12 protein-coding genes are annotated in these 12,628 nt (G+C 67.4%); 6 read left to right on the plus strand and 6 right to left on the minus strand.

The features are described from left to right. Positions 1–7: 7 nt before the first annotated feature. Complete coding sequence (locus ACFVUS_RS10300) at positions 8–1,420, minus strand: ethanolamine ammonia-lyase subunit EutB (protein ID WP_387763493.1); 1,413 nt, start codon at positions 1,418–1,420, stop codon at positions 8–10. Positions 1,421–1,627: 207 nt separating this feature from the next. Between ACFVUS_RS10300 and ACFVUS_RS10305 the strand changes: the two genes are divergently transcribed. Then, entirely contained in the window at positions 1,628–2,515 is an 888-nt protein-coding gene (locus tag ACFVUS_RS10305; protein WP_387763496.1) for a rhomboid-like protein, read from the plus strand. On the opposite strand, the gene ACFVUS_RS10310 is transcribed toward ACFVUS_RS10305, so the two are convergent. The 4 genes from ACFVUS_RS10310 to ACFVUS_RS10325 all read right to left on the minus strand — a co-directional run bounded on the left by ACFVUS_RS10310 (position 2,411) and on the right by ACFVUS_RS10325 (position 5,927). Further along, positions 2,411–3,601, minus strand: coding sequence for a cation:proton antiporter (locus ACFVUS_RS10310; RefSeq protein ID WP_387763499.1), 1,191 nt, complete (start codon positions 3,599–3,601; stop codon positions 2,411–2,413). The genes ACFVUS_RS10305 and ACFVUS_RS10310 overlap by 105 nt on opposite strands. 4 nt (positions 3,602–3,605) lie before the next feature. After that, on the minus strand, positions 3,606–4,088 hold the full coding sequence (locus ACFVUS_RS10315) for a cation:proton antiporter regulatory subunit (protein ID WP_364631644.1): 483 nt from the start codon (positions 4,086–4,088) through the stop codon (positions 3,606–3,608). Positions 4,089–4,131: 43 nt separating this feature from the next. Beyond that, entirely contained in the window at positions 4,132–4,500 is a 369-nt protein-coding gene (locus tag ACFVUS_RS10320; protein WP_387763502.1) for a DUF952 domain-containing protein, read from the minus strand. Between the two features lie 101 nt (positions 4,501–4,601). Further along, positions 4,602–5,927 (minus strand): aldehyde dehydrogenase family protein, encoded by a 1,326-nt coding sequence (locus tag ACFVUS_RS10325; RefSeq protein ID WP_387763505.1) that lies wholly within the window; start codon positions 5,925–5,927, stop codon positions 4,602–4,604. 135 nt (positions 5,928–6,062) lie between these two features. Here ACFVUS_RS10325 and ACFVUS_RS10330 point away from each other — a divergent pair, with 135 nt between their 5' ends. From ACFVUS_RS10330 to ACFVUS_RS10350, 5 genes are all read left to right on the plus strand, one after another. Continuing rightward, on the plus strand, positions 6,063–7,100 hold the full coding sequence (locus tag ACFVUS_RS10330; RefSeq protein WP_387763507.1) for an AraC family transcriptional regulator ligand-binding domain-containing protein: 1,038 nt from the start codon (positions 6,063–6,065) through the stop codon (positions 7,098–7,100). Between the two features lie 111 nt (positions 7,101–7,211). Next, positions 7,212–9,017: an acyl-CoA dehydrogenase gene (locus tag ACFVUS_RS10335; protein WP_387763510.1), complete on the plus strand. Its 1,806-nt coding sequence runs from the start codon at positions 7,212–7,214 to the stop codon at positions 9,015–9,017. Between the two features lie 335 nt (positions 9,018–9,352). After that, entirely contained in the window at positions 9,353–9,547 is a 195-nt protein-coding gene (locus ACFVUS_RS10340) for a hypothetical protein (RefSeq protein ID WP_029903635.1), read from the plus strand. A gap of 226 nt (positions 9,548–9,773) precedes the next feature. Further along, positions 9,774–11,501, plus strand: coding sequence for a DEAD/DEAH box helicase (locus ACFVUS_RS10345; protein ID WP_387765477.1), 1,728 nt, complete (start codon positions 9,774–9,776; stop codon positions 11,499–11,501). Between the two features lies 1 nt (position 11,502). Next, complete coding sequence (locus ACFVUS_RS10350; protein WP_387763512.1) at positions 11,503–12,063, plus strand: hypothetical protein; 561 nt, start codon at positions 11,503–11,505, stop codon at positions 12,061–12,063. On the opposite strand, the gene ACFVUS_RS10355 is transcribed toward ACFVUS_RS10350, so the two are convergent. Beyond that, positions 12,042–12,626 (minus strand): class I SAM-dependent methyltransferase, encoded by a 585-nt coding sequence (locus tag ACFVUS_RS10355; RefSeq protein ID WP_387763515.1) that lies wholly within the window; start codon positions 12,624–12,626, stop codon positions 12,042–12,044. The genes ACFVUS_RS10350 and ACFVUS_RS10355 overlap by 22 nt on opposite strands. Positions 12,627–12,628 lie beyond the last annotated feature (2 nt).

Here is a 12,628-nt window from a genome sequence, read left to right on the forward strand (position 1 = left end):
TTCCCTCTCAGGAGGCGCCGGCGAGGGCGCGCAGGGGTGAGGTCAGGGGTTCGACGGGGAGGATGCGGCCGTCGGCGTCGAGCATGCCGAGGTTCTCCAGCCAGGCGGCGAATTCGGGAGCGGGCTTGAGGCCCAGCACTTTTCGGGCGTAGAGGGCGTCGTGGTACGCCAGGCTCTGGTAGCCGAGCATGACATCGTCCGCGCCGGGGACGGCGATGACGAAGGCGCAGCCCGCCGCGCCCAGCAGGGTCAGCAGCGTATCCATATCGTCCTGGTCGGCTTCGGCGTGGTTGGTGTAGCAGACGTCGACGCCCATGGGCAGGCCCAGGAGTTTGCCGCAGAAGTGGTCTTCGAGCCCGGCGCGGATGATTTGCTTTCCGTCATAGAGGTATTCGGGTCCGATGAAGCCGACCACGGTATTGACCAGCAGCGGATCCAGATCGCGGGCCACCGCGTAGGCGCGGGTTTCCAGGGTCTGCTGATCGACAGGTTTACCGCCGGTGCCGAGGTGCGCGCCCGCCGAAAGTGCCGAGCCCTGACCGGTTTCCAGGTACATGACGTTCTCGCCGACGGTGCCGCGCCGCAGCGACCGCCCCGCCTCATTGGCCTCGCGCAGCAGCGAGATGGTCACGCCGAAGCCGGAATTCGCGCCTTCGGTACCCGCGATGGACTGGAACACCAGATCCACCGGCGCGCCCGCCTCGATCAGCCCGACGGTGGTGGTGACATGCGACAGCACGCACGACTGTGTCGGAATCTCGAACCGCTGCCGCACCTCGTCCAGTAGATACAGCAGATCGGCGGTGGCCTTGGGCGAATCGGTGGCCGGATTGATGCCGATCACCGCGTCACCGCAGCCCAGCAGCAGCCCGTCCAGTACCGCCGCCGCGATGCCGCGCGGATCATCGGTGGGGTGATTGGGTTGCAGCCGCGTCGCCAGCGTCCCGGGCAGTCCGACGGTGGTCCGGAATCCGGCGGTCACCTCGGTGGCCTTGGCGACCGCGATGAGATCCTGGTTCCGCATGAGTTTGCTGACCGCGGCCACCATCTCCGGTGTCAGTCCGCGCGACACAGCCGCCAGTGTCACCGCGGCGTCGGCGGTGGCCGCCACCGCCAGCAGCCAATCGCGCAGTCCGCCCACCGTGAGATGCGAAACCGCCTGGAACGCAACCCGATCGTGGGTGTCGAAGATCAGCCGGGTGACCTCGTCGGTCTCGTACGGCACCACCGCCTCGTTCAGGAATACGGTCAGCGGCAGATCGGCCAGCACCCACTGCGCCGCGGCCCGCTCGGCATCGGAGGCGGCCGCGCATCCGGCGAGTTCATCGCCGCTGCGTTTGGGGGTGGCTTTGGCGAGCACCTCGATCAGCCCGTCGAAGGTGTAGTTCGCGCCGCCGATTCGCTGGTGGTACAGGCCCATTCCGCTCATCCTCCGGGCCCATGTTGCTGTGTTGTAACCATCGCTTTCCCGGGGCATTAATGCGCGTTACCTGTGCGCGGGATTGGGCACTCTTCACCTCGCGATACCATGGCACCGACGCCCTCGCGGGCCGTCGGTTCGAACGGTGACGATGTACAACGCAAGCGATAGTCGATGCACAGCGCACGCGAGAACGGACACCTGCACATGACTTTCGGCACGTATCGGCCACCGTGGCTCGATTCGGTGGACCCGGTCGACGAACTCCGGAGAGTCGGCGCCTGGTGGGGTCACCCGCACCGGTTGCGCCGGGCCGCGAGCGCGTATCAGCGTTTGCTGGCGGTGGCCCCGGCCTCCATCGCCTACGCCTTCACCCTCTTCGTCACCTGGTGGACGCTGCGCGGGGCCAGCGATATGGTCGGCCGCCGCCTGATCCTGTCGGCGTCCACGAATCTGCGCAATATGCAGCGTGATCCGATTCAGGTGCTGCTGGCCTCGGCCTTCTGGACCGACGGCGGTTTCCCCTGGGGCGATATCCTCATCCTGCTCACCGTGATGGCCCTGGCCGAACGCTGGCTGGGCTCACTGCGCTGGATTCTGGTGGTCGGCATCGGTCATGTCGGCGCGACAATCATTACCGTGCTGGGCATTTCGCACCGGGTGGACCAGAACCTGATCCCGATCCGGGTGACGGTGGCGTCGGATGTGGGCCCGAGCTATGGGATTTCGGCCATGCTCGCGGTGATGGCATATCGATTGCGCGGCCCCACCCGGTTGATCTGGGCCGCCGGACTGCTGATCTGGTACGGCTACGGCGTCTGGCACGGCCACACCTTCACCGATTACGGCCATTTCTTCGCGCTCATCATCGGTTTCGTGATCGGCGGGCTGGCGGTGGTCTCGTCCCGCCGCCTGCTGGCCTGGCGCAAATCGGCGGGCCGCTCCGGTCCGACGGCCGAAAGAGCGGCCGCCCCTTCGGATCCCGCGCCCTCAGACGCCGACGACGGGATCGACCCTGCTGCGGTTGCGCTGGAAAAACCCGACGACCGGCTCGACCACCCGAGCGGCGATCGGTCCCAGAACAGCCATCAGTAGGACATAGGCCGAGGCCAGCGCGGCCAGCCGATGGTCCGCGCCGCCCTTGGAAACCGCAAGTCCGGCAATGACAATGGAGAATTCACCGCGCGCGACCAGCGCCGCCCCCGCGCGCGCCCGGCCCATCCGCCGAATGCCCTGCCGCCGGGCCGCCCACCAGCCGGTGCCGATCTTGGTCAGCGAGGTGATCACCGCCAGCGCGATGGCCCAGCCCAGCACCGGGGGGATGGCCCGGGGATCGGTACTGAGCCCGAAGGCCACGAAGAAGATGGCCGCGAACAGATCACGCAGCGGCTCCAGCAGTTTGGCCGCTTCCTGCGCGGTGGATCCGGAGATGGCGATGCCGAGCAGGAACGCGCCCACGGCCGCCGAGACATTCAGCTCCGAGGCAACGCCCGCCACCAGCAGCGCCGCGCCGAGCAGTTTGAGCAGGAAGATCTCATTGTCATTGCTGTCCACCACGGCCGAGACATAGCGGCCGTAGCGCAGCGCCACCACCAACACCACGGTGATCGCCAGCAGCGCGATACCCAGTGAGGTCAGCCCGTTCCAGAAGCTCACCCCGACCAGCACCATGGTCAGGATCGGCAGGTACACCGCCATGGCGAGATCCTCGAACACCAGGATGGACAGGATCACCGGCGTCTCCCGGTTACCGAGGCGGCCGAGGTCGTTGAGCACCTTGGCGACGATCCCGGAGGACGAGATATAGGTGACACCGGCCATGGTCACCGCGCCGACCGGTCCCCAGCCCAGGAACAGCGCCACCAGTGCGCCCGGGGTCGCGTTGGCGACGATATCGAGCACGCCCGCGAGCCAGCCGAGGCGCAGCCCGGTCACCAATTCGGCTGCGGTGTACTCCAATCCGAGCAGCAGGAGCAGCAGCACCACGCCGATCTCACCGGCCAGATGGCTGAATTCGGTGGCGGCGCGCATATGCACCACCCCACCGTCACCGAAGGCGAGGCCGCCCAGCAGATAGAGCGGAATCGGGGACATGCCGAACCGGGCGGCGAACCGCCCCAGCATGCCGAGCGCGAACAAGATCGCGCCGAGTTCGATCAGAGCTAGGGCGGCAGAATCCACCGGCTCAGCCGTCGGCCAGGATGCGCGCGGCCGCGTCCAACCCGTGCGGTGTACCTACCACGACCAGCAGATCGCCGGCGTCGAGCACGAAATCCGGTCCGGGCGAGGGGTGCAGCTGCCCGGCGCGCATCACCGCGACGATCGAGGCCTTGGTGCGGGTGCGCATACCGGTCTCGCCGAGCATGCGGGTGCGATAGGGCGAGTTACTGCCGATCGGCAGCTGCCTGGTGGTGATACCGGGCAGATCGCGATGGTCTTCCTTGAGTTTTTCCACCAACTGTGGCGCGCCGAGCAGATTGGCCAGCACGGCGGCCTCGTCGGTGGTGAGCGGCACCTGCGCGAGGCAGGCGTCCGGGTCATCGCGCTGGGAGACGATCAGGTCGATGGCGCCGTCCCGATGCGCCACCACCCCGATCCGGCGCCCCGAGCGGACCTCGAAATCCTTTCGCACACCGATACCGGGCAGCGCTGTCACATCGACGTTCACCCGTCCAGATTAGGACAGGGTGGCCGGTAACCGGTGGAGCAGCTCAGCTCGTGGCGAGCGGCGCGTACTGACCGTCCGGTTCTGGCTGGTAGGAGGTGATTTCCTGTACCGCGGCCAGCGGCAGCGGACCGTACAGATGCGGAAAGCGCATGGACTCCGGATCGGACGGCACACCCGGTTCCCATTTCACGGGCGCGTCGAGGCGGTCGGGATCCAGGCGCAGCAGCACCATATCGGTGCGGCCCGCGAAGAGCCGATTGGCAGGCAGGTGCACCTGATACGGCTCGGACAGATGGATGAATCCGGCGTCGGCGAGCGAGGGCGCGCGGTACTCCCCCGCCGCGACCGCCGCCTCCCATTCCGCGCGAGTGCAGATGTGCAGCAGGGTCTTCGGTGTCGTCTGGTCTCCCACGGATGCCAACCTAGTCGCTCGCGGGACTCGTTCGTTCCCACCCGCGCCCGCCGGGGACAGGGCGGGGCGGGTGGGAACCGTATGGCGCGCGGGGCCCGGACTCAGTAAGGCGCGGGCCGGGCCACGTGCACCGATACGTCGTTGACGCCGACCGGGGTGGGCGCGAACCGGCCCACCGCGCGAGCGCCGACGGCCGCGTCCGAGGTCCAGACGCTGACGCAGGGCGCACCGGGCGGGCGCAGCGCGAGTTCGAAGGCCTCACCCGCCGCGGCCACCCGCACCACGGGCAGCACCGGACCGAGCGTCTGCTGGGTCAGCACCGCCATGGTCGGGTCGACATCGCCCAGTACGGTGGGCTCGAAACTGTGCCCGATGGCGGTGCCGCCGCAGTGCAGCGTCGCGCCTTTGAGAAGTGCGTCGCGCACCTGTTCGCGCACCAGGTCGATATGTTTGGCCGAGGTCATCACCCCGACGGCGGTGTCATCGTCGAGCACCGGTCCGAAAGCGGCGGTCTCATCCACGAGTTTGGCGAGAAAGGCGTCGTAGACCGAACTTTCGACATAGACGCGCTCAATGGCGTTGGGGTTTTGCCCGTTATTTGCCAACCCGCCCAGCGCAATGCTCGCGGCCGCTTTGTCCAGATCGGCGTCGGCGAGCACCACCGCCGTGGATTTGCCCCCGAGATCCAGACAGCACGGGATCAATCGGGCAGCGGCGCGCAGTGCCACCACCTTTCCCGTTTCGGCGCTGCCGGTGAATCGGATGTAATCCACCTGGTCGAGCACCGCGGGCCCGGCCTCATGTCCGGCGACGACCTCGAAAACCGCTGGGGCGCCGATACTCGCCCAGCCCGCCGCGATCGCCCGCATGGTGAGCGGAGTCTGTGAAGAGGGTTTGACAACCACCGCCGCCCCCGCGACCAAGGCGGGCAGCGCGTCGAACATGGCCAGCGCCAACGGATATGTCCACGGGCCGATCACCCCGACCACCGAACAGGCGTGGTGCGCGACCGCCAATTGCATGGCCGCGCCGGGGCGCATGGCCGCCTGCGGTAATTTGCCGCCGAGGAAATCGGCGGCATTGGTGCGGTAGTGATCGAGGGCCTCGATGGTGAGCGTCAGCTCCGCCTCGGTCTCGGTCTCCGGTTTACCGGTCTCCAGACTCAATAGTGAGACCAGCCCGGATCGGTTCTCCTGCAACCAGTTCCGGAACCGGTACAGCCAGTGGATACGCCCGACCACGCCTAGCGAGCGCCACAGCACGCTGCTGTCGCGCAGCCGTTCGACGGCATCGCGAACCTGATCGGGGGTGTGGGCGGGAACGGTGTCGATCACTCTGCCGTCGGCGGGGGCGATCACGATGAGCATCGGCGGGCCGACCTTTCCGGCAGACGGCACCTCTGAATATGCGGAAACCGCAGTGCGCATGAATCTCACCGTATGGGTGAGGTTTTCGAGCGACCAGCTGGCAATGGGCCAGGAATCGACGAATATAGGCCGCACCCAGGCAACTTACCGGCCGGTAACGGCCCGGGGACGCCGAAAGTTTGCGAGTATGCCTGAGTGACGGAAGAGTTGGCGCAACTGCGGTCCATCACCAGCACCGCCCTGCTGGCCGACTTCGCCCTGGGTCGCGGACTTACCATCCGGTCGGTATTACACGAATCCGGTATCAGGGAAACGGATCTGCGCGATCCGTCCACCGAAATCACGCTGGCACAGGAATTCTCGATTCTGCGCAATGTGGTCGCCGGTATCGAGGACGAACCCGGCCTGGGTCTGCTGGCCGGGCTGCTCTGTCATCCACCCTCCATGGGCGTCTTGGGTTTCGCGCTCATGAGCAGCGCGAATCTGCGCCAGGCCATGGATATCGCGCTGCGCTACGCCGATCTCTCCTTCACCGCCGCACACCATTACATCGAGGACAACGGCAGCGCCGAGGTGCGGGTGGTGCGCGATGACAGCGCGCTACCCAAGGACATCCGCCGCTTCTGCCTGGAGCGGGATCTCGCCGCCATCGCCACCATTCAGCAGGATCTGCTCCCCATGCGACTCCCCGCCGTCCGGGTGGAATTGGATGTCGCCGCCCATCCCATCTACGAGATGTTCGGCGCGGTCTTCGGCGTCGAGGAAGTGGCCTTCTCGATGCCCCAGTCCCGCATCAGTTTTCAGAGCACCACGCTGCAAACCCCACTGCCGCAGGCGAATATGTCCACCGCCCGCTTCTACGAACAGCAGTGCGCCGATCTCATGGAGAGCAGGCACAGCCGCACCGGGCTCAGCGGCCGGGTGCGCCAGCTGCTCATCCGGCACGGCGGCTCCGCCGATCAGGCGCGCATCGCCGCGGATCTGGATGTCAGCGTGCGCACGCTGCGCCGCCGCCTCGCCGAGGAGGGCACCACCTTCCGGGAGCTGAGCACCGAGACGGTCGGACTGCTCGCCGAGGAGCTGCTCATCGCCGGACTCACCGTCGAACAGGCGGCCGAGCGGCTGGGCTATTCCAGCGTCTCGGCGTTCGCCTCGGCCTTCCGCACCTGGAAGGGCCAGTCACCGGGGCATTTCGGCCGCCTGCACCGCGGTCGCACCTCGGTGCGCTCCTGAGTTCGTGGACCGCGCGCTCCCGGGTAGTGCCCGCCGCGCCGTGGGCGGGATCACCTTGATCTGGTAGACCGTCTGGTACGAGGCCATCCGTACCCGACCGTTCGAGGAATCATGAACCCGTCCGTGATCATGTCTGCCCGCGATATCGAGTTCCTGCTCTACGACTGGCTGGATGTGGAGTCCCTCACCGGGCGCGAACGCTTCGCCGATCACTCCCGCGACACCTTCGATCAGGTGCTGCGACTGTGCCAGGATCTGGCGGGCACCTACTTCGCGCCGCACAATCGCGAGAGCGATCTGCACGAGCCGGAGTTCGACGGCGAGAAGGTGCACATCATCCCCGCCGTCGGCCAGGCCGTGAAGGCCTTCGCCGATGCCGGAATGATCGGCGCGGCAATGGATTACGAGATCGGCGGCATGCAGTTGCCGCATGTGGTCTACACCGCGTGCATGGCCTGGTTCCACGCCGCCAACGCGGGCACCGCCGCCTATCCGATGCTCACCACCGGTAATGCGAATCTGCTTGCCACACACGGCAGTCCGGAGCAGATCGACCAGTTCGTCCGACCCATGCTGGACGGCCGCAATCTGGGCACCATGGCGCTGTCCGAACCGCACGCCGGATCGAGCCTGGCCGACATCACCACCCGCGCGGTCCCGCAGGACGACGGCTCGTACCGAATCTTCGGCCGCAAGATGTGGATTTCCGGTGGGGACCACGAACTTTCGGAGAATATCGTCCACCTGGTGCTGGCCCGCATTCCCGGCGCACCCGAGGGCACGCGCGGCATCTCACTGTTCATCGTGCCGAAATTCCTTGCGGACGAACAGGATCGGCCGACGGTCCGCAATGACGTGGTGCTGGCGGGCATCAATCACAAGATGGGCTGGCGCGGCACGGTCAATACCGCACCGGTGTTCGGCGACGGCAATTTCACCCCCGGCGGGCAGCCGGGCGCGATCGGCTATCTGGTCGGGCAGCCCAATCATGGTCTGGCACAGATGTTCACGATGATGAACGAGGCCCGGATCAGCGTCGGCCTGGCCGCCACCGCACTGGGCTACACCGGCTATCTCAAATCCCTGGACTACGCCCGCAATCGTCCGCAGGGCCGCCCGCTGGGAGCCAAGGGCGGCCCGCAGGTGCCGATCGTCGATCATCCCGATGTGCGGCGCATGCTGCTGGCGCAGAAGTCGTACGTGGAAGGCGCACTGGCCCTTGCCCTCTACTGCGGCAAGCTGGTCGACGAACAGCACACCGCCGAGACAGAGGCCGAGCGCACCGCCGCCGGCACGCTGCTGCGCATTCTCACCCCCATCGCCAAGAGCTGGCCGAGCCAGTGGTGCCTGACCGCCAACGACCTGGCCATCCAGGTGCACGGCGGCGCGGGCTACACCCGCGACTACGACGTGGAACAGCACTACCGCGACAATCGCCTCAACCCCATCCACGAAGGCACACACGGCATCCAGAGCATGGACCTGCTCGGCCGCCAGGTCACCCTCGACAACGGCGCGGCGCTGACCGCGCTGCTCACCCGGATGGCGGCCACCGTCGCGACCGCCCGCGCCACCGATGACGTGGAGCTGACCGGTTTCGCCGATGCGCTGGAGGCCGCCGCCGGGCGACTCGCCGCCACCACCGCGGGTCTGTGGCGCGACGCCGACGCCGAGATCGCGCTGGCCAACTCCGCCGTCTACCTCGAGGCGTTCGGGCATGTGACGCTGGCATGGATCTGGCTCGAGCAGGCGCTGGCCGCCGCGCCACGCGCGGCCCGCGGGGAATCCTTCGGACTCGGCAAGCGCAGCGCCGCCGGATACTTCTTCCGATGGGAATTGCCGCGCACCACCGCGATGTTCGATCTGCTCGATTCGCGGGATCGCACCACCCTCGCGCTCGACCCTTCATGGCTGTGAGCTTGCTAAGTGTGTTCGGAGGGTTATCGAATCGGAGTGTGAGTGTCGGTGCCCCCGGGTAGTCTCCCGATAGACAACTCGATCAGCGTGTACGGAGGGGCGTTTTCCACGACTCCACAGGGGATAACCGGGCCTGTTCGCTTTCAGCGAAATCGCAGGTCGTGTTAGGCAAAACACACGGGAAACTCCACGGGAACAAAGACCGCGCCCCGAACGTCTGACAGAGTAGTCATCAACCACTGCTGGGAAGTAGCGGTAGCGAGCTCGCGAAGTGGATCGCGAGCCCCACACCAGGCGAAGGATGTGCGAGCACCCGGAGCCAGGACGGAGGAGTCATGCCAGGAACCCTGACAAGCACCCCACTGACCGCGGTCGATCGTTGTGACCGCTGCGGGGCGGCTGCGCGTGTACGTGCAGTCCTTCCTGCCGGTGGCGAGTTGCTCTTCTGCCAGCATCACGCCAATGAGCACATGGATCGTCTCCGTGAGCTCGAAGCCGTGATCGACACGGAGTCGGCACCGGCGCTGTAACAGCTCCTCCACCTCGGAACTGGTTCACCAACCGAGGGGTCCGCTCGAAAATTGAATCTTCCCAACAGAATTACCCCCAACAACGGGCGGCCCCAACGGGTCGCCCGTTGTCCAGTTTTCGGACCCGGACTTGCGAAAAACGAATTTTGCTGTCTCAGGCCGGGATCCACGTCGTCAGGAGCGCGTTCTGTCCACCGTGCACGCCACCTACCTGCCCGATCGTCATATGTTCGCCCTGTGGAGCTGGCGCGCGTCCGCGCCCGGGGCCGCACCCGATATCGAGGGTGAGTCCGATACCGTCACGCTGGCCGTCCCCGAGGACGGCGGCTTCGCGGTGCGCGAGGTGCCCTGCCGGATGGTCGAGCCGGAGCGGTTCCCGGGACTGCGTCTCGCCACGCCCGGCGGCTCGGTGCGCGGCTGGCGCGAGGTATTGAACGGCGCGGAGCCCGCGCTGCCCATCGCCGCGCACGCGGTGCCCAATGCGGGCGGGAACGCCATCGTGACGGCGGAGCGCGCGGTGCGGGCGCTGCTGGACACCGTCACGCTCGGCAATGAACTGCGCAGCGGGCTGAAGGCCGAACTGCGGCCGTACCAGGCGCGCGGCATCACCTGGTTGCACGAGACCACGGCCGCGCACGGCGGCGCGGTACTCGCCGATGAGATGGGTTTGGGTAAGACCGTGCAGGCCATCGGGTTCCTGCTGGGGCGGATCGCGGCCGGACCGCAGTTGGTGGTGTGCCCCACCTCGCTGGTCGGCAACTGGGTGCACGAGATCGAGCGGTTCGCGCCCGGGCTCGCGGCCATCGGCTGGCGGGGCGGGGAGCTGCCCGAGGCGCCCGCCGGGACGGTGGTGGTGACCGGGTATCCGACGCTGCGCGGGCACGGGAAGGCGCTCGAGGCGAAACAGTGGGCGAGTGTCGTATTCGATGAGGCGCAGGTGCTCAAGAATCCGCGCACCCAGGTGTCCAAGGCGGCGCGCGGTATCAAGGCCGAGGTGCGGGTGGCCCTGACCGGTACGCCCGTGGAGAACAATCTGGACGAACTATGGGCGCTGCTGAACCTGGTTGTGCCGCACGAGTTCACGCACAAGGCGCAATTCCGGCGCAGGTTCGTGCGGCCCATCTCCGAGGGGTCCGCGCCCGCGGTGCTGCGATTGCGCGATGCCATCGAACCGGTGGCGCTGGCGCGGCGCAAGGCCGAGGTGGCCGGATCGCTGCCGCCCAAGATTCACACCGATCTGGTCTGCGATCTCACCCGGGAGCAGGAACGGCTCTACGACCAGCTGCTCGATCGGGCCGAGACGGAGGGGTTCGGATCGGGCGGACAGCGGCACACCCGGCTGCTGGCGGTGCTCACCGAGCTCAAGCAGGTGTGCAATCACCCCGGTCTGATCAACGGGGAGCTGGACGAATTGGCCGGGCGCTCGGGCAAATTCGATGTCTGCGCCGATATCCTGGCCGCCAATGTGGCCAATGACGCGCCGACGCTGGTGTTCACCCAGTACCGGCGCACCGGGGAACTGCTGGTGCGGCATTGCGCCGAGGAACTCGGCGTGACCGCGCCGTTCTTCCACGGCGGGCTCGATCAGGCGCAGCGCGGGGAGATCGTGGCGAACTTCCAATCCCCGGATGGGCCACCGGTATTGGTGCTGAGCCTGCGCGCGGCGGGCACCGGGCTCACGCTCACCCGCGCGGCCGATGTCATTCACTTCGATCGCTGGTGGAATCCGGCGGTGGAGGCGCAGGCCTCGGATCGCGCGCATCGGATCGGGCAGACCCGCACGGTCACCGTCACCACGCTGACCTCGGGCACCACCATCGAGGAGCACATCGCGGGCATGCACGATCGCAAGTCGGCGCTCACCGATCTCAGCGATACCGCCGGGATCGCGGCGCTGGCTCGCCTCGATGACGACCGACTATTCGAGCTGCTGCGTCGAAAGCGAGCCAACTGATATGGGCGACAATGACTTCGGATACACCGGCTGGGGTATGGATTGGGTGCGGCTGGCGCAACCGCTGAAGATGAGCAAACCGGAGCCGATGCTGCCGCGGGCGCGCAGCATCGCGGGTAACGGCCTGGTGCGCACCGAGATCGAGAACACCATGGTGCGGGCGATGATTCATCGCGGATCCGAGGCGTCGGTGACCTATCTGGAGCTGGTTCCGCTCACCGCCGCGACCATCGCCGCTGTCGCGGAGGTGATTCCGGCGGACGCGCTCACCCTGACCGATGAGCATCGGGTCGCGCTGGCCGAGCGCGGGATCAGCGTCGCACCGCAATTCGCGCGCATCGACTGCTCGTGCCGGGCGCGCAACGAGCGGTGCCTGCACTATCTGGCCACCTGCTACGCCCTTGCCCGGCAGGTCGACGAAACACCCTGGCTGGCACTGGATCTGCAAGGGTTCCGGAGCGGCGGGAGCGTGCCCGCGGCGAGCGGCGGGGAAACCCATGCCGTGCGCTGGACGCCGCTCTCCGCGCTGGATCCGGCGGCCTATTTCGAGGTGCCCGCGTAGGGGCGACGGGCGCGGAAGCGGAACATCGACGCGCCGGGTTCGATGTCGATATCGGTGAAGCCGATGCGCGTCAGACGGTCGGCGAGGGTGTGGGGCGGCACCGGGACGCAGGTGTCGCCCAGGTGGATGAGCCGGAACATGGGGCGGTCCAGGCCGTCGCTGCCGGCGAAGACGCCGTCCGGGCGCAGCACCCGGAACGCCTCGGCGAACAGGGCGTCCTGCTGGGCCGGGGAGGGGACGTGATGCAGCATGGTGAAGCAGACCACCGCGCTGAATTCCCTGTCCGGCAACGGCATCGCGGTGCCGTCGCCGTCGATGACGCGCATGCGCTCGGAGTGCCGCGAGCGCAGCCGGGTGGCCAGCGCCGGATCGATCTCCAAACCGCTGAGCACGGCGGTGCGCTCGCGCAGGGTGCGCACATTCGCACCGTAGCCCGGCCCCACCTCCAGGGCATTGTCACCGAGGTCCAGGCGGTCCAGTGCCCAGGGCACGATGCGGGTGGCGCTGGTCTTCTCCCACATCGCGGAGCCGCAGCAGAGCTGGTGCAGGACATTCATTCCCATGC

It is taken from the genome of Nocardia sp. NPDC058058 (assembly GCF_042885355.1).
Classification (GTDB): Bacteria; Actinomycetota; Actinomycetes; order Mycobacteriales; family Mycobacteriaceae; genus Nocardia.